This window comes from Micromonospora sp. WMMD1128, assembly GCF_027497235.1.
Taxonomy (GTDB): Bacteria; Actinomycetota; Actinomycetes; order Mycobacteriales; family Micromonosporaceae; genus Micromonospora.
In genome coordinates this window covers 275718-297122 of the sequence record NZ_CP114902.1, presented here as the reverse complement: position 1 = coordinate 297122, position 21405 = coordinate 275718, and the positions used below count along the sequence as shown (strand labels likewise).

Annotated in this window: 26 protein-coding genes; 10 read left to right on the top strand and 16 right to left on the bottom strand. The window is 73.0% G+C overall.

Going from position 1 to position 21405, the window contains the following annotated elements; all coding sequences use genetic code 11:
* Positions 1 to 68: 68 nt before the first annotated feature.
* The 5 genes from O7602_RS01465 to O7602_RS01445 all read left to right on the top strand — a co-directional run bounded on the left by O7602_RS01465 (position 69) and on the right by O7602_RS01445 (position 5278).
* The gene (locus tag O7602_RS01465; protein ID WP_281586457.1) at positions 69 to 1058 is read left to right on the top strand and encodes a sugar ABC transporter permease; all 990 of its coding nucleotides are present in this window, start codon (positions 69 to 71) and stop codon (positions 1056 to 1058) included.
* Complete coding sequence (locus O7602_RS01460) at positions 1055 to 1888, top strand: carbohydrate ABC transporter permease (protein WP_281586456.1); 834 nt, start codon at positions 1055 to 1057, stop codon at positions 1886 to 1888. The genes O7602_RS01465 and O7602_RS01460 overlap by 4 nt, the downstream gene beginning before the upstream one ends.
* Entirely contained in the window at positions 1885 to 3252 is a 1368-nt protein-coding gene (locus tag O7602_RS01455; protein WP_281586455.1) for a GH1 family beta-glucosidase, read from the top strand. The genes O7602_RS01460 and O7602_RS01455 overlap by 4 nt, the downstream gene beginning before the upstream one ends.
* Before the next feature lie 19 nt (positions 3253 to 3271).
* Positions 3272 to 4279, top strand: a complete 1008-nt coding sequence (locus O7602_RS01450; RefSeq protein WP_281586454.1) for a LacI family DNA-binding transcriptional regulator — start codon at positions 3272 to 3274, stop codon at positions 4277 to 4279.
* 93 nt (positions 4280 to 4372) lie between these two features.
* Positions 4373 to 5278, top strand: coding sequence for a GNAT family N-acetyltransferase (locus O7602_RS01445; protein WP_281586453.1), 906 nt, complete (start codon positions 4373 to 4375; stop codon positions 5276 to 5278).
* Here the strand turns inward: O7602_RS01445 and O7602_RS01440 are convergent.
* Complete coding sequence (locus tag O7602_RS01440; protein ID WP_281586452.1) at positions 5271 to 5789, bottom strand: O-acetyl-ADP-ribose deacetylase; 519 nt, start codon at positions 5787 to 5789, stop codon at positions 5271 to 5273. The genes O7602_RS01445 and O7602_RS01440 overlap by 8 nt on opposite strands.
* A 1-nt stretch (position 5790) precedes the next feature.
* Positions 5791 to 6582: an EI24 domain-containing protein gene (locus O7602_RS01435; protein WP_281586451.1), complete on the bottom strand. Its 792-nt coding sequence runs from the start codon at positions 6580 to 6582 to the stop codon at positions 5791 to 5793.
* 108 nt (positions 6583 to 6690) lie between these two features.
* Here O7602_RS01435 and O7602_RS01430 point away from each other — a divergent pair, with 108 nt between their 5' ends.
* Positions 6691 to 7689 carry a WYL domain-containing protein gene (locus O7602_RS01430; protein WP_281586450.1) on the top strand — a complete coding sequence of 333 codons (999 nt, stop codon included), beginning with the start codon at positions 6691 to 6693 and terminating at the stop codon, positions 7687 to 7689.
* Here the strand turns inward: O7602_RS01430 and O7602_RS01425 are convergent.
* The 6 genes from O7602_RS01425 to O7602_RS01400 form a co-directional block, all read right to left on the bottom strand.
* Entirely contained in the window at positions 7680 to 8594 is a 915-nt protein-coding gene (locus tag O7602_RS01425) for an SDR family oxidoreductase (protein ID WP_281586449.1), read from the bottom strand. The two genes, O7602_RS01430 and O7602_RS01425, sit on opposite strands and share 10 nt — an antisense overlap.
* Before the next feature lie 58 nt (positions 8595 to 8652).
* The gene (locus tag O7602_RS01420; protein ID WP_281586448.1) at positions 8653 to 9390 is read right to left on the bottom strand and encodes an alanyl-tRNA editing protein; all 738 of its coding nucleotides are present in this window, start codon (positions 9388 to 9390) and stop codon (positions 8653 to 8655) included.
* Between the two features lie 11 nt (positions 9391 to 9401).
* A complete protein-coding gene (locus tag O7602_RS01415) occupies positions 9402 to 10289 on the bottom strand; it encodes an alpha/beta hydrolase (RefSeq protein WP_281586447.1) in 888 nt (295 codons plus the stop codon).
* Positions 10286 to 10600, bottom strand: coding sequence for a DUF2516 family protein (locus O7602_RS01410; protein ID WP_281586446.1), 315 nt, complete (start codon positions 10598 to 10600; stop codon positions 10286 to 10288). Before O7602_RS01410 ends, O7602_RS01415 begins: the two co-directional genes overlap by 4 nt.
* 72 nt (positions 10601 to 10672) lie before the next feature.
* The gene (locus O7602_RS01405; RefSeq protein WP_281586445.1) at positions 10673 to 11293 is read right to left on the bottom strand and encodes a hypothetical protein; all 621 of its coding nucleotides are present in this window, start codon (positions 11291 to 11293) and stop codon (positions 10673 to 10675) included.
* Entirely contained in the window at positions 11290 to 11889 is a 600-nt protein-coding gene (locus O7602_RS01400) for a helix-turn-helix transcriptional regulator (protein ID WP_281586444.1), read from the bottom strand. Before O7602_RS01400 ends, O7602_RS01405 begins: the two co-directional genes overlap by 4 nt.
* Before the next feature lie 111 nt (positions 11890 to 12000).
* Between O7602_RS01400 and O7602_RS01395 the strand changes: the two genes are divergently transcribed.
* Entirely contained in the window at positions 12001 to 12798 is a 798-nt protein-coding gene (locus O7602_RS01395; protein WP_281586443.1) for an alpha/beta hydrolase, read from the top strand.
* A 47-nt stretch (positions 12799 to 12845) separates the two neighbouring features.
* Here O7602_RS01395 and O7602_RS01390 read toward each other — a convergent pair whose 3' ends face one another.
* The 6 genes from O7602_RS01390 to mtfM form a co-directional block, all read right to left on the bottom strand.
* Positions 12846 to 13805 (bottom strand): asparaginase, encoded by a 960-nt coding sequence (locus O7602_RS01390; RefSeq protein ID WP_281586442.1) that lies wholly within the window; start codon positions 13803 to 13805, stop codon positions 12846 to 12848.
* A gap of 94 nt (positions 13806 to 13899) precedes the next feature.
* Entirely contained in the window at positions 13900 to 14727 is an 828-nt protein-coding gene (locus O7602_RS01385) for a 3-keto-5-aminohexanoate cleavage protein (RefSeq protein WP_281586441.1), read from the bottom strand.
* A 91-nt stretch (positions 14728 to 14818) separates the two neighbouring features.
* Positions 14819 to 15928, bottom strand: a complete 1110-nt coding sequence (locus tag O7602_RS01380; protein ID WP_281586440.1) for a folate-binding protein — start codon at positions 15926 to 15928, stop codon at positions 14819 to 14821.
* Positions 15925 to 16356, bottom strand: coding sequence for a Fur family transcriptional regulator (locus O7602_RS01375; protein WP_281586439.1), 432 nt, complete (start codon positions 16354 to 16356; stop codon positions 15925 to 15927). Before O7602_RS01375 ends, O7602_RS01380 begins: the two co-directional genes overlap by 4 nt.
* A gap of 57 nt (positions 16357 to 16413) precedes the next feature.
* Positions 16414 to 17004, bottom strand: coding sequence for an FABP family protein (locus O7602_RS01370; RefSeq protein ID WP_281586438.1), 591 nt, complete (start codon positions 17002 to 17004; stop codon positions 16414 to 16416).
* Positions 16998 to 17102: a small membrane protein MtfM gene (gene mtfM, locus O7602_RS01365; protein WP_281586437.1), complete on the bottom strand. Its 105-nt coding sequence runs from the start codon at positions 17100 to 17102 to the stop codon at positions 16998 to 17000. The genes O7602_RS01370 and mtfM overlap by 7 nt, the downstream gene beginning before the upstream one ends.
* Positions 17103 to 17114: 12 nt before the next feature.
* On the opposite strand from mtfM, the gene O7602_RS01360 reads away from it, so the two are divergent.
* From O7602_RS01360 to O7602_RS01350, 3 genes are all read left to right on the top strand, one after another.
* A complete protein-coding gene (locus O7602_RS01360; RefSeq protein ID WP_281586436.1) occupies positions 17115 to 17489 on the top strand; it encodes a DsrE family protein in 375 nt (124 codons plus the stop codon).
* Between the two features lie 76 nt (positions 17490 to 17565).
* The gene (locus O7602_RS01355) at positions 17566 to 17949 is read left to right on the top strand and encodes an SCP2 sterol-binding domain-containing protein (protein WP_281586435.1); all 384 of its coding nucleotides are present in this window, start codon (positions 17566 to 17568) and stop codon (positions 17947 to 17949) included.
* Positions 17946 to 20000: a glycogen debranching N-terminal domain-containing protein gene (locus O7602_RS01350; RefSeq protein WP_281586434.1), complete on the top strand. Its 2055-nt coding sequence runs from the start codon at positions 17946 to 17948 to the stop codon at positions 19998 to 20000. Before O7602_RS01355 ends, O7602_RS01350 begins: the two co-directional genes overlap by 4 nt.
* Positions 20001 to 20177: 177 nt before the next feature.
* On the opposite strand, the gene O7602_RS01345 is transcribed toward O7602_RS01350, so the two are convergent.
* Positions 20178 to 21029 (bottom strand): hypothetical protein, encoded by an 852-nt coding sequence (locus tag O7602_RS01345; RefSeq protein WP_281586433.1) that lies wholly within the window; start codon positions 21027 to 21029, stop codon positions 20178 to 20180.
* Between the two features lie 127 nt (positions 21030 to 21156).
* Positions 21157 to 21396: a winged helix-turn-helix domain-containing protein gene (locus O7602_RS01340; protein ID WP_281586432.1), complete on the bottom strand. Its 240-nt coding sequence runs from the start codon at positions 21394 to 21396 to the stop codon at positions 21157 to 21159.
* Between the last annotated feature and the right edge of the window lie 9 nt (positions 21397 to 21405).

Sequence of the window (21405 nt, the reverse complement as noted above, 5' to 3'; positions counted from 1 at the left end):
CCGAGCAGCGCGTGCGGGCGGCCCCGGCGACGGGTGCCGCCCGCACGGCGGAAAGGAGTTCTCAGGTCATGGCCGTCCAGCTCGACGCCCGCCCGCCGGTCGCACCGGCCCCCCGCACCACCCGCACCGACCGGGGCCCCCGGCTCAGCCGGCTCGACACCAGATACTCGCCCTACCTCTTCGTCGCCCCGTTCTTCCTGCTCTTCGGCGTCTTCGGGGCCTACCCGCTGGCGTACACGTTCTGGGTCTCCCTGCACGACTGGGACCTGCTCGGCGCCGACCACCCGTTCATCGGGTTCGACAACTACAGCCAGTTGCTTGCGGACCCGGATTTCTGGCACTCCGTGGTCAACACGCTCGGCATCTTCGTCATCTCCACCGTCCCACAGCTGCTGGCCGCGCTCTGGCTGGCCAACCTGCTCAACCGCCAGCTCCGCGCCCGTACCACCTGGCGGATGGCGGTGCTGGTCCCGAACGTCACCTCGACCGCGGCGGTGGCGATCGTGTTCGCGGTGCTGTTCGGCCGCGACTTCGGGATGATCAACTGGGTGCTCGACCACGTCGGGGTGAACGCGATCGACTGGAAGGCCAACAGGTTCGCCGCCTGGGTCGCCATCTCCACCATGGTCGACTGGCGGTGGACCGGCTACAACGCGCTGATCTTCCTGGCCGCCATGCAGGCCATCCCCCGCGACCTGTACGAGTCGGCGGCGATCGACGGCGCCGGCCGGGCCCGGCAGTTCTGGTCCATCACCGTGCCGCTGCTCAAGCCGACGATCGTCTTCGCGGTCATCATCTCCACCATCGGCGGCCTCCAACTCTTCACCGAGCCGCGGATGTTCAACTCCGGCACCAACGCGATCCGCGGCGGGCCGCTGCGCGAGTCACAGACGGTGACCATGTACATGTTCGAGAACGCGTTCGCGCCGCACTACAACTTCGGCTACGGCTCGGCCGTCGCCTGGCTGCTCTTCGCGCTGATCGCGGTGGTCGCGGCGATAAACGTCCTGCTCCTGCGCCGGCTCGGCGGCGGTTCCCGCAAGGAGGTCTCCCGATGACCCGCCTCTGGTCGGCCAGCCGGCTCACCTACCTGGCGTTGGTGCTCTCAGCCGCGCTGTCGGTCTTCCCGATCTACTGGATGTTCGTGGTGGCCAGCCGCACCAGCGACGCGATGGGCCAGGTCCCACCCCCGCTCACCCCCGGCGGCAACCTCGGCGCCAACATCGCCCGGCTGTTCGACAACACCGACGCCTACTTCCTCACCGGCCTGATCAACTCGGCGATCGTGGCCACCACCGTGACGATCTCGGTGGTGTTCTTCTCCACGCTGGCCGGGTTCGCGTTCGCGAAGCTGCGGTTCCGCGGGCGCAACGCGCTGCTGCTGACCATCGTCGCCACCATGATGGTCCCCACCCAGCTCGGCGTGATCCCGCTCTACCTGCTGATGACGAAGCTGAACTGGAACGACCGGCTGCCCGCCGTCATCGTGCCGGCGCTCGTCACCGGCTTCGGCGTGTTCATGATGCGCCAGTACGCCGGCCAGGCGGTCAGCACCGAGCTGATCGAGGCGGCCCGGATGGACGGGTGCAACACCGCCCGGATCTACTGGAACGTGGTGCTGCCCGCGCTGCGCCCGGCCGCCGCCGTGCTCGGCCTGCTCACGTTCATGACCACCTGGAACGACTTCCTCTGGCCGTACGCGGTGCTCAACGACCCGGAGAACCCGACCGTCCAGCTGTCGCTGCGGGCCCTCTCCGACGGGTACTACCAGGACATGTCGCAGGTGTTCACCGGCACGGCCATCGCTACGCTGCCCCTGCTGCTGGTGTTCGTCCTGTTCGGCCGTCAGATCATCGGCGGGATCATGGAAGGTGCGGTGAAGGCATGACGGAACTCCGTTTCCCCGAGGGCTTCGTCTGGGGCGCGGCCACCGCCGCGTACCAGATCGAGGGCGCCGCCCGCGAGGACGGTCGCGGCCCGTCGATCTGGGACACCTTCAGCCGTACGCCGGGCGCGGTGGCCCAGGGCCACACCGGCGACGTGGCCTGTGACCACTACCACAGGTACGCCGAGGACGTGGCACTGATGGCCGAGCTGGGGCTGCGGGCGTACCGGTTCTCGGTGTCCTGGCCCCGGATCCGGCCGGACGGCACCGGCCCGGTCGAGCCGCGCGGGCTGGACTTCTACGACCGGCTGACCGACGCGCTGCTGGCCCGGGGCATCGACCCGATCGTCACGCTCTACCACTGGGATCTGCCGCAGGTGCTCGAGGACCGGGGCGGCTGGACCGTCCGGGAGACCGCCGAGCACTTCGCCGAGTACGCGGTCGTCGTACACCGTCGCCTCGGCGACCGGGTCCGCACCTGGACCACGCTCAACGAACCGTGGTGCTCGGCGTACCTCGGGTACGGCGCCGGGGTGCACGCGCCCGGCCGACGCGACCCGGGGGACGCCTTCCGGGCCGTACACCATCTGCTGCTCGGCCACGGCCTGGCCGCGCGAGCGCTGCGCGCGGCCGGCGCGGAGACGATCGGGATCACGCTCAACCCGGCCGACGTGCAGCCGGCGGACGCCGGCAGCGCGGCGGACGCCGAGGCGGTGCGGCTCGTCGACGGCCTGCACAACCGGATCTTCCTGGACCCGCTGACCGGCGCCGGCTACCCGGCGGACGTGCTGGCGCACGTGAGCCGGATCGTCGCGCCGGACTTCGTCCGGGACGGGGACGAGAAGATCATCGCCGCGCCGCTGGACCTGCTCGGCCTGAACTACTACTCGCCCACCTACGTGGCGGGGCGGCCGGACGGCGGGGGCAGCGACGCGTACCCGGGCACCGCCGGCGCGGTCGAGTTCCTGCCGGCGACCGGTCCGGTCACCGACATGGGCTGGTCGATCGAGCCGGCCGGGCTGACCCGGCTGCTGGCCCGGGTGGCCGCCGACCACCCCGGCCTGCCGCTGATGATCACCGAGAACGGCGGCGCGTTCCCGGACGCCACCCGGGACGAATCGGGCCGGGTGGCCGACGCCGACCGGACCGCCTACCTCGACGGGCACCTGCGCGCCGCGCACGAGGCCATCGCCCGCGGGGTCGACCTGCGCGGCTATCTCGTATGGTCGTTGCTGGACAACTTCGAATGGGCCGAGGGATACCGGAAGCGGTTCGGGATCGTCCACGTCGACTACCTGACCCAGCGGCGCACACCCAAGCAGAGCGCCCGCTGGTACCAGGAGGTGATCGCCCGGAACGGGCTGTGACGAGGTGGTGGTTACGGGGATGACGACGGCACAGCGGCCGACCCTGGAGGCGGTGGCCCGGCGGGCCGGCGTGTCCCGAGCCACGGTCTCCCGGGTGGTGAACGGCTCGACCACCGTCGCCGAGCCGATCCAGCAGGCGGTCCGGCGGGCGGTCGAGGAACTCGGGTACGTCCCGAACCTCGCCGCCCGCAGCCTGGTCACCCAGCGCACCGACTCGGTCGCGCTGGTGCTGCCCGAGGCGGCCACCCGGGTCTTCTCCGACGACCAGGTCTTCCCCGGCATCATCCGCGGCGCGGCCCAGGAGCTGGAGGCCGCGGACAAGCAGCTCGTGCTGATGCTCGCCGGCTCGCCGGCCGGGCACGAACGGGTCGAGCGGTACACCACCGGGCGGCACGTCGACGGCGTGCTCTTCGCCTCGCTGCACGGGGAGGACCCGCTGCCCGGCCGGCTGGCCCGGCTCGGCATCCCGGTGGTGTGCAGCGGCCGGCCACTCGACGGCGCCGACGTGCCCTACGTCGACGTGGACCACACCGGCGGCGTGACCACGGCGGTGGAGCACCTGATCGCCGCCGGACGGCGGCGCGTCGCCACCATCGCCGGGCCGCAGGACATGGTCGCCGGCATCGAACGGCTGCTCGGCTACCGGGCCGCGGTCACCGCCGCCGGGCTGCCGGAACTGGTCGCGTACGGCGACTTCACCCGGGAGTCCGGCACCGCCGCGATGCGCGAACTGCTCGCCGCCGACCCCACGCTGGACGCCGTGTTCGCCGCCTCCGACCTGATGGCGCACGCGGCGTTACGCGCGCTGCGCGAGGCCGGGCGGCGGGTGCCCGACGACGTCGCGGTGATCGGGTTCGACGACATCGAGACGGCCGCGTACACCGAGCCGCCGCTGACCACAGTCCGGCAGCCGATCGTGGAGCTGGGCCGGGCGATGACCCGCCAGCTCCTGCGCATCGCCGCCGGTGAGGAGGTCGAGCAGGCCCTGCTGCTCCCCACGCAGCTCATCCTCCGCGATTCCGCGTAAGGCGGGGGCCCCGCTTAACGCATTCGGTATAGGCGGGGGCCCCGCTTAACAAACCGCTCGCGGCGCGCGGGCCGGGTGGCTAGCGTCGCGCGGATGAGTGAAGCCCTGATCCGTCCCGCCCGTGCCGACGACGCCGACGGCGTGGTGGCGCTGCGCAAGCTGGTCTTTCCCTACCTGGTGCGCGGCGTCGAGTCGACCCGCCGGATGATCGCCGAGCCGCCGCCGGGCGAGGGCTGGGCGGCCTGGGTCGCCGAGGCGGACGGGCAGGTCGTCGGCTGGGTGTCCGCGTACCGCAACACGCAGACCTCGACGCCCGGGGTGGGTGAGATCGCCACCCTGCACGTGCACCCGGACCATCGCCGCCGGGGCCTCGGCACCGCACTGTTCGACCACGCCTTCGGCCACGTCCGGGCGCTCGGCTCGACCCAGGTGCGCGCCCACACCCGCGCCGAGTCGCTGCCGTTCGCGCGGCGGCACGGTTTCGAGCCCACCCGCGAGCTGCACTACGCCGCGCTCGACCTGCGGCCCGCCCCGCCGATGCCGGAGCCACCGCCGGACGTACGGCTGCTGCCGACCGCCGGGCTCGACCCGCGCCGGGTCCACCGCGTCGACGCCGAGGCGTCCCGGGACGAGCCCAGCGACGTGCCCGTCGACGCGCTCGACTACGACCTCTGGCGCCACGAGTGCTGGGAGAACCTCGGGCTCGATCGGGAGGCCAGCACCGTTGCCGAGGTGGACGGCGAGCTGGTCGCGTTGAGCCTGGTCAAGCGCGACGGCGAGCGGATGTGGTCGGACTTCACCGGCACGCTGCCCGCGTACCGGGGCCGGGGGTTGGCCCGGCTGACCAAGCTGGCCGCGCTGCACACCGCCGCGGCGCGCGGGGTGCGGACCGCGTACACCTCGAACGACGAGGCGAACGCGCCGATGCTGGCGATCAACGCGCGGCTCGGCTACCGGCGGGTGGAGAGCCTGGTGGCGTGCCGCCGCACGCTCAGCTGAGCCCGGCGGCGACCCGCGCCGCCGTCGCGTACGTGTCCGCGCCGAACAGCACCAGCCGGGCCTCGACCAGGTGCGCCGGGGTGGCCGCGTGCAGCACGGTCAACGCCTGGGTGACCGCGTCCTCGACCGGCCAGCCGTAGATCCCGGCGGAGATGAGCGGAAAGGCCACGGACAGCGCGCCCAGCTCGTCGGCGACGCGCAGGCTGTTGGCGTAGCAGTCGCGCAGGAGCGCCGACCGGTCCTCGCGCGACGCATACACCGGCCCGACGGTGTGCACCACCCAGCGTGCCGGCAGGTCGCCGGCGGTGGTGGCGACCGCCTGCCCGGTCGGCAGCCCCCGCCCGTAGCGGGCGGCGCGCAACGCCCGGCACTCCGCCAGGATCGCCGGGCCGCCGCGCCGGTGGATCGCGCCGTCCACTCCCCCGCCGCCGAGCAGCGACGAGTTCGCCGCGTTGACGATCACGTCGACCCGCTGCGCGGTGAGGTCGCCCTGGATCAGCACGGTGTCCATCTCACTGCTCCTCGGTGTGTTGGCCGAGCGACCGGCGGGCCAGCAGGGCGGCCCCGGCGACGGCGGCCGGCATGACCAGCACCGCGCCGAGCGGGATCAGGAAACACAGGAAGACCGCCACCCCGAAGCCGAGCGCGGTCGGCCGGTCGGCCCGCAGCCTCGACCGCCGGTCCGGCAGCCGCATCCCGCGCCGGTAGAACGGCGCGCCGACCAGCTCCAGCGCCAAAAACCAACCACCCACCAGGGCTCCGACCACAGGCACCACCGTCTGACCCACCACCGGGATGAAACCGGCCGCGAAGAGGGGTACGCCGATCAGCGCGGAGATGGCCACCAGGCGCAACGAGTCGACGACGCTGCGCCGCAGCGAGGCCCAGAACGGCACGTCCACCTTGCCCGGGGTGCCGCCGAGGCGGTCCTCGACCCGCTCCGAGATGGCCTCGTAGAACGGGTCGCCGACGGCGAGTGTGACCGCGGTGAAGGTGAGCACCCCGAGCAGCGCGGCCACCCCGACGACGGCCAGCCCGGCGGCGACCCGCAGCAGCCCACGTGCGGTCGACGACCAGTCGTCGGCGAACGGGGTCAGCCAGGCCGCCAGGTCGTCCACGAAGTAGAGCAGGGCGGCGAAGACGGCCAGGTAGAGCACGCCGGAGATCAGCGCCGGCACGATCCCGAGCAGCATCAGCTTCGGGCTGCGGACGTACATGCCGAGCCCGCGCAGCAGCAGGCCGGCGCCGCCGAGGAAGCGGGTGACCGCGCCGGTGACGGGCGCGACGGTACGGGAGGCGTTCACGACGGCACAGCCTAGTGGGCTCGCGCACGCCGCCGCCGGAGGTGTTAGGCGGGGCCCCCGCCTATACCGAATGCGTTAAGCGGGGGCCCCGCCTTACACAATGGGTGGGTGCGTGCCTCGCGACTGATCTCGTTGGTGCTGCTGCTCCAGTCCCGGGAGACGATGACGGCGGCCGAACTGGCGCACGAGCTGGAAGTCTCCGAACGCACCGTCTACCGGGACGTGCTGGCGCTCTCCGCCGCCGGCGTCCCGGTCTACGCCGACCGGGGGCGGGCCGGCGGTTACCGGCTGCTCGGCGGCTACCGGACCCGGCTGACCGGGCTGAGCCGGGACGAGGCGGAGGCGCTGTTCCTGGCCGGGCTGCCGGGGCCGGCCGGCGACATGGGGCTGGCCGACGCGGTGGCCGCCGCCGAGCTGAAGGTGCTGGCCGCGTTGCCGCCGAGCCTGCGGGACGCGCCCGCGCGCACCGGGCAGCGGTTCCACCTGGACGTGCCGGGCTGGTTCCGGGAGTCCGCGCCGCCGCCCCGGCTGGCCGAGCTGGCCGGGGCGGTCTGGGGAGACCGGATGGTCGAGCTGCGTTACCGGCGCGGCGACCGGGAGGTGACCCGCGCGCTCGCGCCGTACGGGCTGGTGCTGAAGAACGGGGTCTGGTATCTGGTCGGTCGTGTCGGTGCGGCGTGGCGGACGTACCGGGTGGACCGGGTGGTCGACGTCGAGGTGGGTGCGGCCGGCTTCGACCGGGACGAGGGGTTCGACCTCGGGGCGTACTGGCGGGAACAGGCCGGCGCGTTCCTGCGGGATCTGCTCCGGGAGCGGGTGACGGTACGGCTCGGACCGGCCGGCCTCCGGCTGCTGCGGCACCTGGTGGACGCGCCGTTCGTCTACGAGGAGGCGGTCGCCGCGGCCGACCGGCCCGACGGGCGGGGCCGACTGGTGCTCCGGCTGCCCGTCGAGTCGGTCGACGTGGCGTACGGCCAACTGCTGGCGCTCGGCCCGGAGGTGGAGGTGCTGGCGCCGCCGGAGCTGCGGGACCGGTTCGCCGAGGCGGCCCGCCGCGCGGCGGCGCTCTACGCCGGGCCGCCGGAGGACCCGACCGGTCAGCGGTAGCCGGTGTCGTCGGCCGGCTTGCCGGTCGCAACCACCTCGTCGTGGTAACGGGCCCAGTGCGGGCGGGTGCCGTCCAGGTCGGTGAAGCCGTACACCTGGGCCAGACCGCCGCTGTCGAGCGACCGGCCGTTCCAGCGGGCCCGGTCCGGGTCGGCGGCGAGCGCGGCCACCGCCCGCCCGACGAACGCCGGCGTCTCGGACATCACGAAGTGCGGGTCGGTCTTTGCGCCGTCGCGCCAGGTGGCCTCCGTGACGCCGAAGTGCTCAAGCATCGCCTCGGAGCGCAGCCAGCCGGGGGTGAGCGCGACGGCCGTGCAGCCGTACGGGGCCAGCTCGTGCGCCTGGGTGAAGCCGAGCCGGTTCACCGACACCTTCGCCAGGTCGTAGAAGACGGACAGGCGGTAGGTGGCGTCGTTGTACGCCTTCGTGCCGTCGCCGATCTCGACGACCAGCCCGCCCGGGTTGCGGATCAGCAACGGCAGCGCGAAGTGGCTGGTGATGATGTGGGTGTCGACGGCCAGCCGGAGCGTGTGGAAGCCGGCGTCGAGCGGCTGCTCCCAGACCGGCTTCTCCCAGGTGATCAGCGGATCGGCGCCCCAGATGTCGTTGACCAGCACGTCGAGGCGGCCCTGCTCGGCATCGATCCGCTCGACCAGCCCGCGTACCCGCTCGGGGTCGAGGTGGTCGACCGCGACGGCGATGCCGGTGCCCCCGGCGGCGGTGACCAGCTCGGCGGTCTCCTCGATGGTCTCCGGCCGATCCATCTCGGAGCGGCGCTCCCGGGTGGTGCGGCCGGTGGCGTAGACGGTGGCTCCGGCAGCGCCGAGCTGGACGGCGATCTGCCGGCCGGCGCCCCGGGTCGCGCCCGCCACGAGCGCGACCTTTCCGGTGAGTGGTGAGTTCATGGGTTCACCGTGTCACCGATACCTGACACCCGACGTCCGGTTTCCCGGACGGTCCGGGTCAGTCCGCCAGGCGTACCCGGACCCGGCGGTTGGCCCGGCCCTTGCTCTCCACCTTGACCACCTGGACCTTGCCGATCTGGGCGGTGGAGGCGACGTGGGTGCCGCCGTCGGCCTGCATGTCCAGCCCGACGATGTCGACGATCCGCACCTCCTGCTCGGTCGGCGGGATCAGGTTGGACTGGGTGCGGATGATGTCCGGCAGGGCGAGCGCGTCGGCGCGCGGCAGCACCCGGACGGCGACCGACCGGTCGGCGGCCACCTCGGCGTTGACCAGCTCCTCGATGCGGGCCTTGAAATCCGGCGGCACCTCGGGGAGGTTGAAGTCCATCCGGGCCTCGCCGGGTTCCATGTTGCCGCCGGTGACGAGCGCGCCGAAGTCGCGGAACACCACGCCGCACAGCACGTGCAGCCCGGAGTGGGTGCGCATCAGCATGGTCCGCCGGCCGTCCTCCACCGCGCCTGTGACGTCGGTGCCGACCGGCGGCAGCGGGTCGCCCTCGGCCGGGATGAGCCAGAGGTCGTCGCCCTTGCGGGTGCCGACGACGCGGGTCTGCACACCCTGCCAGAGCAGCACCCCGTGGTCCGGCGGTTGGCCGCCGCCGCCCGGGTAGAACGCGGACCGGTCCAGCACGATGCCCTGTTCGGGATCGGCCGCGAGCACCCGGCACGTCCACTCACGCAGCGTGGGGTCGGCGAGGTCGAGTCGGTGCGTACGGCCGTGGTGTGTGACGCCCATGGGCGGTGACGTTACTCGTTGAGGAACGACGAGATGCGCCCGCGCAGGTCGGCGCGTTCGGTCCAGAGCACGCCGGGCCGGTCGTACACGTGCAGGGTGGCCGCCGGCAGCGCGGCGGCCAGCCGCTCGGCGACGGGCACCGGATGCAGGTCGTCGTCCGCGCACGCGATCACCAGGGCCGGCGCGGTGACCGCGGCGAGCGCGCCGGCGTCGTCGAGCGCGGCCTGCTCGGGCAGGCCGGCCAGGCCGGGCGCGAGCCCGTCACGCAGCAGTTGGTCGAGCCGTTGCCGCAGGTAGGACCAGCCGGCCGGGGTGTTGCGGACCGACGGCGGCAGCTCCAGCGACACCACCTCGGCGAGCGCGTGCGCGTCACCGTCGGCCACCGCGTCGAGCAGGCCGGTGAGGCGTACCCGGGCCGCCTCGCCACGTGGCGTGTCCAGCACGGCGGGAAGGAAGAAGACGAGCTTCTCGAAGCGTTCCGGGCTCTCGGCGAGCACCCGGCACAGCGCGCCCGCGCCGAGGCTGGCGCCGAACGCGCGGGTGGCGCCGCCCAGGTCGGCGACGGACCGCAGGTCACGGGCGAGGTCCAGGTAGGTCCACGGCCCGGGTGGGGAGTCGGACCGGCCGTGCCCCCGGAACTGGAAGAAGATCCGCCGCCCGGTCACGCCGCTGCCGAACGGCCGGGTGGTGGCGATGCCGTTGCCCAGCCCGTGCGCGAACACGGTGACCGGGTCGCCGACGCCGGTGACCAGGCGTTCCAGGCGCACCCCGTGCGGGGTGGCGACCAGTTCCGTCTCCGGCTCGGGCAGCGCCGGGCGGCCGGTACGCGGCCCACCGGGGCCGGGGCCCCAGGTGCGGGGGCCGCCGTCGGGCGGCGGGGGCCAGCGGAAACTTCTCACCAGGACCCTCGGCCGTCGTGCAGATCCCGCAGGCCGGGGCGCACGTCGAGCATGTAGATCAGACCGGCCGCGATGCCGACCAGCCCGAAGAGGCTGATCGGGCCGAAGCCCAGCAGGGTCAGCAGCAGGCAGACCGCCAGGATGGCGATCCAGCCGCCCTTGGGCAGCGTGCCGATGGCGGCAAAGCCGTCGCCGCGCTGGGTGAGTGCGTGCACGAGCGCCACGCCCTGGATGACAAGCGCGAAGACGAGCAGGATCAGCTGAATCACGGAGCGGACTTCGAACGCGAAGATCGGCGCGGCGTAGACCATGTCGGCAAGCTTAGGCCGAGACCCCGGAAACGTCCGACAGGACGCCGTCCGGGGTCTCGATGGACGGTGGGGTCACTCGGCGGCCGGGCGGGTCCGCTTCGTGGCCTTCGGGGTGACCGGCTTGGCGGCGGCGGCCCTGGCGGTGGTCGCCTTGGTGGCCCGGGTCCGCTTCACGGCGGCCGGCTTGGCGGCCACCGCCTCGGCGACCTCGGTCGGGCTGGGCGCCTCGGTCTTCGGGGCGTCGGCCTTCGGGGCCACGGCGGCCGGGACGGTCTCCTCGGTCGCCGCGATGTCGGCGTTGACCGTGTCGGCGGCCTCCAGCACCCCGGCGCCGACGACCCGCTCACCACGGGCGACCAGTTCGGCGTACGCGGCCAGGGCGCGCTGCTGCGCGACGTACGCGCCGGACACCACGGCGGCGGCGTTGCGGGTGGCGGCCTCGCGGAGCTTGTCCAGGTTGGCGGCCTCGCGGAGCTTCTCCAGGTTGGCGGCCTCGCGGAGCTGGTCGAGGTCGGCCTTCTGGCGCAGCTCGTAGCCGGTGCCGACGGCCTTGCCGCCGAGGTCGGTGACGACCCGGGTGCCGAGGCCGCTGACCACGGTGGGCAGCTTGCGGAGCTGCTCCAGGGCCAGCTCGCCGGCGCCGGCGGCGGCGTAGAGGGGGGCGGGGATGCGGTTGGTCTTCGACTGGGTCATGACTGCTCCTCTTCGGCCGCTCCGGCGGCCTTCCGGGCCGCCCGGCGGGCGGTCGTGCGTTCGCGGGCGGCGGTGGTCGGCGCGGGCGCGGTGCCCGCCTCGGTGACGGCTACCGATTCGAGGACCGCCTCGGTCGGGGTGCCGTCGGGCGTCACGGGGCCGGTAGCGGCCGGCGCGACGGTGGCCGGGGCCTGCGGCGCGGCGGCCGGCTCGGCGGCCTCGGTCGGGCCGGCGGTGCCGGTCGCCTCGGCCAGACGCGCGTTCTCCCGGCGGAACGTCTCGTAGATCTGGGTGAGTGACTGCTTCTGGGCCATGGTCAGCTCGGGATCGACCGCGATGGCCGCGAGCACACCCTGTCCCTCCTTGTCGTCGAGCAGCCCGGCCCGCAGGTACATGGCCGGGGTGGAGACGCGCAGCGCACTGGCGAGCTGCTGGAGCACCTCGGCGCTCGGCTTGCGCAGCCCACGCTCGATCTGGCTCAGGTAGGGGTTGCTGACGCCCGCCTGTTCGGCGAGCTGACGCAGCGAGATCTTCGCATTGCGCCGCAGGTCGCGAATGAACCCGCCGACATCGGGAAGGTCCTTGCTGGTGGCCATGACTCCACCGTAACGCGCCCTGCTAGCTGCTGCAAGCAAAACGCTAGCCACAGTTAGCGAGGTCACTCGAAGGCGGTTGCGGCCCCTTCGAGCGGTCCGTACCGTTCCATCGTGACCAAGATCGAGATCAACGGCGCCCAGCTCACGTACGACGAGGCCGGCAGCGGCAGCGTCGTGGTGCTGTTGCATGCCGGCATCGCGGACCGGCGGATGTGGCGCGAGCAGGTGCCGGCGCTCGCCGCCCGGCACCGGGTGATCGTTCCGGACCTGCGCGGCTACGGCGAGTCCGAGCTGCCGCCCACCCCGTTCGCCCACCACGACGACGTGCTCGGGCTGCTCGACGCGCTCGGCGTCGAGCGGGCCGCGCTCGTCGGCTGCTCGTTCGGCGGCCGGGTCGCGGTGGACACCGCGCTGGCCCACCCGGAGCGGATCTCGGCGCTCGCGCTGTTCGGCGCCCCGGTCTCCGGCCACGAGTGGTCCGAGGAGACCGAACAGCTCTGGGAGGAGCTGGTCGGCGACGTGGACCCGGAGGACTTCACCGCCACCGCCGCCGGCGAGGTGCGGTTCTGGGTGGTCGGCCCGACCCGCCGGCCGACGGACGTCGACCCCGAGCTGATCCGGTTCGCCGAGGAGATGGACCGCTGGGCGCTCGCCGCCGAGCAGGCGCTCAGCGCGATCGAGGTGGGCGAGCTGGACCCGCCGGCCGTTGACCGGCTGGGCGATCTGCGGATGCCGGTGCTGGCCGCCGCCGGCGCCCACGACCTGCCCGACGTCCACCGCCTGGCCGACCGGATCGCCGCCGAGGCACCGCACGGCACCCGCCTGCCGAACGTCCCCGACGCGGCCCACCTGGTCCCCCTGGAGCGCCCCGAGCCGGTCAACGCCGCCCTGCTCGACTTCCTGCCCTGATCGCGGTCGCGGTCGCGCGCTCGTCGCCCCGGCGGGCGGGCGACCGGCTACCAGACCGGGCGGACCGCGCCGACCGGGAGACCACCGCCCAACAGGGGAAACTCGGCATACTCGGTGAGGACGGGCGCGCCCAGCCCGAGCCGGGTCAGGGCCGAGGTCAGCACCGGCATCCGGGGGCGGGCCGCGCCGTCGTCGATCTTCAGGGCGACCGCGCCGACCCCCGGGACCGCCGCCGCCATCACACCCTCCGCGCCGATCTTGGCCAGCAATCCGGGTACGCCGAGCATCAGCCGGGTGTCGTCGGCCACGGTGCCGCCGACCATCTCCGGGTACGCCCGCATCGCGTCCGCGACACCCCGCTCCACCGTGCCCGGCTCGGCGGTGACCAGCCGCCGGAAGGCCCGCGCCAGCCCGGTCAACGACACCGCGTGCACCGGCGCGCCGCAACCGTCCACCCCGACCGCCGCCACCGGCTCGCCGGTGAACTCCTCGACGGTGGCGGTCACCCGCTGCTGGAGCGGATGCTCGGGCCGCCAGTAACCGTCCAGCGGCCAACCGGCGGCCAGGCAGGTGAGCAGCATGCCGGCGTGCTTGCCCGAGCAGTTCATCAGCACCCGGGACGGACCGCCGCCGGCCCGCAGCACCGCCTCCCGGGCGGTCTCGCCGAACGGCAGGTCCGCCGGGCAGTGCAACGCGTCCTCGCCCAGGCCGGCGCCCCGGAGCAGCGCGGTGACCCGCTCGACGTGGAACTCCTCGCCCGCGTGGCTGGCGGCGACGAGCGCCACGTCGGCCGGGTCGGTCAGCGGCAGCCCGGCCCGGAGCATGCCGACCGCCTGCAATGGCTTGTTGGACGAGCGGGGAAAGATCGGCGAGGTGACGTCACCCGCACCGGCGACCGGTGAGCCGGCGGCGTCGAGCACCACCACGGAACCCCGGTGGACGCCCTCCACGAACCCGGACCGGACCACCTCGGCGAGCGGCACGCCGCCCTCGTACGTCTTTCCCACAGGATGGACGGTACCGACGGGGCGCGGCGGTTCCGCAGCGGGGTGACCTGCGACGTCGACCCTGCCCGTACAGGGGCGTGAGCTTGCCTGCCGCTTACACGCCGAGCAGGGCGCGCGCCTCGGCGGTGGTGAGCGGCGGACGCTGGGCGAGCTGCGCGAAGCCGACCGCCCGGGCGACGAGCTGCATGTTGGACTCCACCGGGCGGCCCTTCGCGTAGGTGACCGTGTCCTCCATACCGACCCGCAGGTGACCGCCGGCCGACAGCGAGGCCAGCATCACCGGGATGGTGCTGCGTCCGATGCCGGTGGCCGAGAACGTGGTGCCCGCGGGCAGGTCGCGGAGCATCTGCGCGGCGGCGACCAGGGTGGCCGTGGTGCCCGGCATGCCGCCCGGCACACCCATCACGAAGTCGACATGGACGTGCCCGCCGTGCGGCAGGCCGTACTTGCCGAGCAGCCGCTGCAACGCGGTGAGGTGACCCAGCTCGAAGATCTCGTACTCGGGGACGACGCCCCGCTCCTGCATCCGGGTGTGCAGGTCGACGATGAACTCCCAGCGGTTGAGGAACACGTCGTCCCCGAAGTTGACCGTGCCCATGGTGCAGGAGGCCATGTCCGGCGCGGCGTCCAGCACGGCGAGCCGGTGGGCCTCCGGATCGGTCACCGCGCCGCCGGAGGAGAGCTGCACGATCAGGTCGGTGCTCTCCCGCAACGCGGAGACGGTCTCCCGCAGCCGGCCCTGGTCGAGCGTCGGCCGCGCCTCGTCGTCGCGGATGTGGACGTGGATCACGGCCGCGCCGAGCGCCTCGCACTCCTTGGCGGTCAGCAGCAGTTCGTCGAGCGTCACCGGCAGCGCCGGCATCTCCGCCTTGGCCGACTCCGCGCCGGTGGGGGCAACCGTGATCAACGTCCCTGTCGTCATGCCCGGATCCTAGACGGCCGCCGTCGCACCGCCCCGCAGGTGTTAAGCGGGGGCCCCGCCTATACCGGAGGCGTTAAGCGGGGGCCCCGCCTTAACTGTCGACGGCGGCGGCGGAGTCGCCCACCATCAGGCGGGCGTCGTCGGGGGTGTTGCGCTTGAGCACGGCGAGCGCGATCTGACCCAGCTCGTAGTGGTGCACGGCGGTGCCGACGAAACCGACGGTACGACCGTCGAGCGTCACCGGCGTGCCGGCGGCCGGCGGCTGGTCGCTCGCCACGCCGTCCAGGTGCAGCAACGCCAGCCGGCGCGGAGGCTTGCCCAGGTTGTGCACCCGGGCCACCGTCTCCTGCCCCCGATAGCAACCCTTGTCCAGGTGGACGGCCGGGGCGATCAGGTCCACCTCGGCGGGAATGGTGCGATGGTCGGTGTCCACCCCGGCCCGGGCCCGTCGGGCGGCCACCCGGACCGCCTCGTACGCCCACAGCCCGGCCACCGGCACGCCGGCGTCCCGCAGCTCGGCCACCACGCCCGCCATGGCCGGGCGCGGCACCAGCAGGTCGACGCCGAGCGCCACCCGCCGGGCCCAGCCGCCGGTCGGCAGCGGCTTGACGTCGTACACCACGGAGGGTCGTGCGGGCAGCTCGCCGGAGCGGAACTTCGGACCCGGCACCCCGACCAGGTCGGGCGCGGCCAGCCCGGTGACGCCCAGGGTGTCGAGCGCGCCGGCGGCGTCCGGCCCGACAAGCGAGAGCAACGCGTGGTCGGCGGTGACGTCGCGCGGGTCGACCTTGCTGAAGAAGCGCATCTTCTCCAGGTACGACAGCAGTCCGCCGGTCATCCCCGGCTCGGTGTCCAGCCACGTGGTCTCGCCGTCCTCGGTGACGAGCGCGTGCTGCTCCACGTGCCCGTTCGGGGAGAGCACCAGCAGCTCGGTGCCCTGCCAGGGCGCCAACCCGGCCAGGTGCTGGCTGGTCAGCGTGTGCAGCCAGGCGATCCGTTCCTCGCCGGGGACCGCGAGCACGCCCCGGTGCGACCGGTCGACCAGGCCCACGCCGGTGGCGAGCGTCCGCTGTTCGCGCATCGGGTCGCCGTAGTGCGCGGCCACCGGGGCGACCCCGGCCGCCCGGTGGGCCGGCTCGGGCTGGTCCCGGGTCTGCTCGTCGATGGCGTCGGCGGCGACCGCGCCCGCGATGTCGATCATCTCTGTTCCTCGTCCTGTACGCACCTGCCGCAGACCCCGAAGAGCGCGACGTGCCCGATGTCGACCTGGAATCCGCGCTGCCGTGCCAGTTGGTCGGCGAGCGGCCGGAGCATCTCCGGGGAGATCTCGTCGATCGCCCCGCACTCCCGGCACACCAGGTGCACGTGCTGGTGCTCGCCCGCCGCGTGGTAGGTCGGCGAGCCGTGCGACAGGTGGGTGTGCGTCACCAGGCCGAGCCGCTCCAGCAGCTCCAGCGTGCGGTAGATGGTGGTGATGTTGACCCCGGCCGCCACCTCACGGACCGCCGTGTGCACCTGCTCCGGGGTGGCGTGCCCGAGATCCAGGACAGCCTGGAGGACCAACTGCCGCTGCGCCGTCAGCCGCAGCCCGCGCGAGCGGAGCAGTTCCGCGAGGGAGGATTCGGACACCCTCCGATCATAGTTCGGCCGCCGCAGTTGCCCTGCGCCCGTGGCGGGCCGGGTGGGTCAGCCGGCTACGCGGGTCAGGCGGGCGGAGAGGTGCGGGCTCAGGGGGTGGCCCATGGCAGCCATCTCCTGGGCGTACAGCAGGGCGCCCTCGACGATGCCGAACAGGCGGGCGCCGGCCGTGACCTCCTTCGCCGTGGCGGTACGGACGACCGCGTCGGTGGCGAACTCGATCTGGGTGCCCCTGCGCTTGCCGATGTGCAGTTCCATCACGCCGGTCGGCACGCTCATCAGCGCCTCGATCTCGTCGGTGACCCGGTCGCCGTCGAGCACCGGACGCCACCAGCCCACCTCGCGACCGGCCGGGCGGACCGGGCGGCTCTGCTCGTCCAGGATCCACGCGCGGGACTCGTAGAGCAGGAACGGTCGGCCGTCGTGGCTGATCCGGATCTCCTGGGCGAAGTCGAAGTCCTCGATCGTCGGGAAGCCGCCGCGACCCCGGCCGCGCCACACCCCGATGTACGGCAGCAGACCGTCCAGGCTCGGGTGCAACTTCGGGCCGACACGCAGGTCGTGGCTCTCCTCGTAGGGATATTCCTCGACCGGCGGCGCGTTCAGCCACGGCGGCTGAAGCGGATTCTCACTCACCATTTACCTCTTGCTATCCGGACCGCGACATAGACGAGGCCACCGGCGAACGCGCCCAGGCCGGCGACCAGCAGGCTGACGAACCCGATCTCGGTAACCATCCGGGCCATCCTATGCTGGGCGGCATGACGCGCACTCTCGTCGTCAAGGCCACCGCCGGAGCGGACGCCCCGGAGCGGTGCGCCCAGGCGTTCACCGTCGCCGCCACCGCAGCCGCCGCGGGGGTGGACGTGTCGCTCTGGCTGACCGGCGAGTCGACCTGGTTCGCGCTGCCCGGGCGCGCGGAGTCGTTCGAGCTGCCGCACTCGGCGCCGCTGGGCGAGCTGCTGCACGTGATCCTGACCACCGGCCGGGTGACCGCCTGCACGCAGTGCGCGGCCCGGCGGGACATCGGCCCGGACGACGTGCTGCCGGGCATCCGGATCGCCGGGGCGGCGGTCTTCGTCGAGGAGGCGATGACCGAGGGCGCGCAGGCCCTGGTCTACTGAGCCTCCACCGGTCGTCCATTCTGACCGGTCCGTCGAACCCGACCCGATATGTCTGTTATGCGCCTACCATTCGGATGTGAGTGAGGCGATCGAACAGTTCTTCGCGTCGCTGCCGGCGCGTGCCCCCGCCGTGTTGCGCAGCCCGATCGGCGGCACCCTCCAGATCGACCTGACCGACGGCAACCGTACCGAGCACTGGTACGTGACGATGGCCCCCGGATCGGCCCGGGTCAGCCGGCACGAGGAGCGCCCACCGGACGCCGTCCTGACCGCCGGCACCCAACTCTTCGAAGGGCTGGTCACCGGCCGGGAGGCCGGCATGGCGGCGGTGCTGCGCAACGAGGCCACGTTCGGCGGGCAGGTCGTACTGTTCCTGGCACTGCGCCGCTTCCTGCCCGACCCGCCCGGGGTACGGGACCCGAGGGACGCCGCCCGCGAACACGTGCGGCAGTCGACGTGAAGGAACGGGTGAGCATCCTCGACGGCAACACGTTCCTGGTCAGCGACCGGCGCGGCAACATCGAGCCGTCGTACGACTTCCCCACCGGGCTGTTCTCCTACGACACCCGGTTCCTCTCCACGTGGATCCTCTCCCTCGACGGCCAACTGCTGCACGCGCTCTCGATCGACGACTCGCTGTCGTACAAGACCCGGTTCTTCATGGTCCCCGGCGAACCGACGCACGACCTGGACGCGGACGTCTCGGTGATCCGCAGCCACTCGATCGCCAGCAGCTTCGACGAGGACCTGACCCTGCTCAACCACTCGGCCCAGGACAAGGAGTTCCGTCTCCGGCTCGACATCGCCTCCGACTTCGCCGACCTCTTCGAGGTCAAGCACCAGTTGGAGAAGAAGGGCAGCACCAGCCCCACGGTGGAGGAGGACGGGCTGCGGCTCACCTACCGCCGGCAGGGGTTCCACCGGGAGACGAAGATCAGCAGCACCGCGCCGGTCGAGGTCGACCGGGACGGGCTGACGTTCCGGATCCGCGTCGCGGCGCACGGCGAGTGGACCACCCGACTGCACGTCACCACCACCATCTACGGGGCCCGTGGTGAGGACGTGCGGGCCATCCTGCCGATGGGCCGGCGACGCACGGTGGCGGCCGTCGAGGCCGAGCAGAACGAGCTGATCGAGCGCGCGCCGACGCTCGGCTGCGACTGCGAGCCGCTGGCCGGGGCCTACCGGCGCAGCCTCACCGACCTGGCCGCCCTCCGATACGAGTCGATCACCCTGGGCGTACGGCTGGTCGCCGCCGGCCTGCCCTGGTTCATGACCCTGTTCGGCCGGGACAGCATGTTCACCTCGCTCCAGTTACTGCCGTTCCTCCCCGAACTGATCCAGCCGACCATCCTCATGCTGGCCGGTCTCCAGGGCACCCGGGTCGACGACTTCCGGGACGAGGAACCCGGCAAGATCCTGCACGAGCTGCGCTACGGCGAGACCGCCGGCTTCGAGGAGCAGCCGCACTCGCCCTACTACGGCGCCGCCGACACCACCGCGCTCTTCGTCATCCTGCTCGACGAGTACGAGCGGTGGACCGGGGACGGGACGCTCGTGCGCCAACTGGAGCAGGAGACCCGGGCGGCGCTGGCCTGGCTCGACACGTACGGGGACCTGCTCGGCACGGGCTACGTCTGGTACATGACGCGCAACCCGGAGACCGGGCTGCCGAACCAGTGCTGGAAGGACTCCCCCGACGCCATCTCCTACGCCGACGGCCGGCTGCCGCCGTTCCCCCGGGCCACCTGCGAACTACAGGGGTACGCCTACGACGCCAAGCTACGCGGCGCCCGGATGGCCCGCACCCACTGGCACGACCCGGCGTACGCCGAACGGCTGGAACGTGAGGCGGCGGCGTTGAAGGAACGGTTCAACCGCGACTTCTGGATCCCCGAGCGGGAGTACTACGCGTTGGCCCTGGACCCACGGGGACGGCAGGTGGACGCGCTCACCTCGAACATCGGCCACCTGCTGTGGAGCGGCATCGTCGACGAGTCCCGCGCCCCGGCGGTCGCCGCCCACCTGCTCGGGCCGCGCCTCTTCTCCGGCTGGGGCGTACGCACGCTCGCCGACGACCAGGGCCGCTACAACCCGATCGGCTACCACGTCGGCACGGTGTGGCCGTTCGACAACTCGATCATCGCCTGGGGCCTGTGGAAATACGGCTTCCGCGACGAGGCCGGCCAGATCTGCGAGGCGATGGTGAGCGCGTCCAACTACTTCAACGGACGGCTGCCCGAGGCGTTCGCCGGCTACGAGCGCGGCCTCACCGACTATCCGGTGCGGTATCCGACCGCGGGCAGCCCGCAGGCCTGGTCCGCCGGTACGCCGCTGCTGCTGCTCCGGGTGATGCTGGGGCTGGAGCCGCAGGGCGAGCATCTGATCATCGACCCGGCCGTGCCGTCGGGCATGGGCCGGGTGGAGCTGCTCGACATCCCGGGACGGTGGGGGCGGGTGGACGCCCTGGGCCGCAGCCGCACCCCCCACGACGCCAGCCGAGGGCACTGACCCGGGACTGGCCCGGCCTCAGCCCGGCCCGGCTCGGCCTCGGCCCGGCCTCAGCCCGGCCTCAGCCCGGCCCGGCCTCAGCCCGGCCCGGCCTCAGCCCGGCCCGGCCTCAGCCCGGCCCGGCCTCGGCCCGGCTCGGCCCTCGGTCCGGCTCGGTCCGGTCCGGCTCGGTCCGGGTCAGGCCGGGCACGGGCTGGTGACCGCCACCCGTACCCGCTCGTCGATCCGCTCGGCAAGCACCGCCGGGTCGCCCGGACGGGCGTACCTGTCGGCGGAGTCCACCACCGGCGCGGCGCCGGCGCCGAACGCGGCGGCCAGCGGCTGGTCCGGCGCCGCAGTCGCCTCGCCCCGGGCGGTCCGGGCGGTCCCGCCGCCCGGACAGGGCGCGGCCAGCACCTGGACCGCGCCGGTCGCACCGCCCCAGCGACCCAGCGCCCCTGTCAGCGCGGCGGACTCGTTGGCGGCGTCCACGGTGGGGGCCCGGTAACCGTCGCCGACCGGCCGGCATCCGGTGGCGGCGGTGAGCAGCACCCGACCGGGCCCGCCGGACCGGCCCTCGACCGCCACGAAGTCGCCGGCGTCGGCGCGCAGCAGCGGCTCGCCGTCGAACGTCGAGACACCGGCCCGCCATCGTGACGGCAGCCGGTCGGCCACCTGGCGCAGCACCTCGCGGGTGTCCGCGTCGGCGGTAGCCACCTCGATGCCGCGTTCCAAACTCACACCCGCGTCCAACGGGGTGACCCGGCAACCCCGGTCCAGCCGGTCCGGCAGGAACGCCGGCACGCCGGCCGTCCCGATCGCGGCGCTCAGCTCACCCATCGCCCGGTCCACCACCGGACCGGCCTGGCTCAGCGACCGCTGCTCCTTGACGGTGGGCGGATCGGTGCGCACCGACCACCAGGTCAGCCCGGCGAGCAGCACGGCCCACACCACTGTGGCAACCACCAGCCAGCGCTGAATGCGGCGGCCGGATCCGGGCTGCTCGGGACGGGTCGGCGGGGCGTACCCAGGGTGGATGGCACCGGTCACGCGATCCATCGTGTCACCCCTCCGCGACCCGCCTCGCTCCGGCTCTGAGATCTTGGTACGAAACGGCCCCCATAGGGGCACTTTGCTACCAAGATTCACTCGCCTCCCGAAAACCGGAAGATCGATCTCAGGGCTTGCGCAGCCAAGTCGCCGGATCCGTCACGAAGATGCCCTTGCCCTGATGGCGGGTGATCACCCCGAGCGCCTCCAGCCGCACGTTGACGAGGTTGATCGTCGATGGGCTGACCTTGAACCGGTCGCATTGCTCGCTGATCGAGGGCAGCTTGTCTCCCGGCTGGTACTTACCCGACCTGACGTCGGCGACTATCTCGTCGGAGATCCGGATGTAGTCCGGGGTCGCAGGCATGGCACTCCT

What these genes read in the sequence shown, in the direction of transcription:
- O7602_RS01400 (WP_281586444.1), bottom strand. Translation starts at nt 11,889, where the DNA reads ATGGCCACCAGCAAGGACCTTCCCGATGTCGGCGGGTTCATTCGCGAC.
- O7602_RS01380 (WP_281586440.1), bottom strand. Translation starts at nt 15,928, where the DNA reads ATGATCGACATCGCGGGCGCGGTCGCCGCCGACGCCATCGACGAGCAG.
- O7602_RS01440 (WP_281586452.1), bottom strand. Translation starts at nt 5,789, where the DNA reads ATGGACACCGTGCTGATCCAGGGCGACCTCACCGCGCAGCGGGTCGAC.
- O7602_RS01465 (WP_281586457.1), top strand. Translation starts at nt 69, where the DNA reads ATGGCCGTCCAGCTCGACGCCCGCCCGCCGGTCGCACCGGCCCCCCGC.
- O7602_RS01420 (WP_281586448.1), bottom strand. Translation starts at nt 9,390, where the DNA reads ATGGGCGTCACACACCACGGCCGTACGCACCGACTCGACCTCGCCGAC.
- O7602_RS01360 (WP_281586436.1), top strand. Translation starts at nt 17,115, where the DNA reads ATGCTGGGCGGCATGACGCGCACTCTCGTCGTCAAGGCCACCGCCGGA.
- O7602_RS01370 (WP_281586438.1), bottom strand. Translation starts at nt 17,004, where the DNA reads ATGGTGAGTGAGAATCCGCTTCAGCCGCCGTGGCTGAACGCGCCGCCG.
- O7602_RS01455 (WP_281586455.1), top strand. Translation starts at nt 1,885, where the DNA reads ATGACGGAACTCCGTTTCCCCGAGGGCTTCGTCTGGGGCGCGGCCACC.
- O7602_RS01340 (WP_281586432.1), bottom strand. Translation starts at nt 21,396, where the DNA reads ATGCCTGCGACCCCGGACTACATCCGGATCTCCGACGAGATAGTCGCC.
- mtfM (WP_281586437.1), bottom strand. Translation starts at nt 17,102, where the DNA reads ATGGTTACCGAGATCGGGTTCGTCAGCCTGCTGGTCGCCGGCCTGGGC.
- O7602_RS01410 (WP_281586446.1), bottom strand. Translation starts at nt 10,600, where the DNA reads ATGGTCTACGCCGCGCCGATCTTCGCGTTCGAAGTCCGCTCCGTGATT.
- O7602_RS01405 (WP_281586445.1), bottom strand. Translation starts at nt 11,293, where the DNA reads ATGACCCAGTCGAAGACCAACCGCATCCCCGCCCCCCTCTACGCCGCC.
- O7602_RS01450 (WP_281586454.1), top strand. Translation starts at nt 3,272, where the DNA reads ATGACGACGGCACAGCGGCCGACCCTGGAGGCGGTGGCCCGGCGGGCC.
- O7602_RS01385 (WP_281586441.1), bottom strand. Translation starts at nt 14,727, where the DNA reads ATGACGACAGGGACGTTGATCACGGTTGCCCCCACCGGCGCGGAGTCG.
- O7602_RS01425 (WP_281586449.1), bottom strand. Translation starts at nt 8,594, where the DNA reads ATGAACTCACCACTCACCGGAAAGGTCGCGCTCGTGGCGGGCGCGACC.
- O7602_RS01460 (WP_281586456.1), top strand. Translation starts at nt 1,055, where the DNA reads ATGACCCGCCTCTGGTCGGCCAGCCGGCTCACCTACCTGGCGTTGGTG.
- O7602_RS01445 (WP_281586453.1), top strand. Translation starts at nt 4,373, where the DNA reads ATGAGTGAAGCCCTGATCCGTCCCGCCCGTGCCGACGACGCCGACGGC.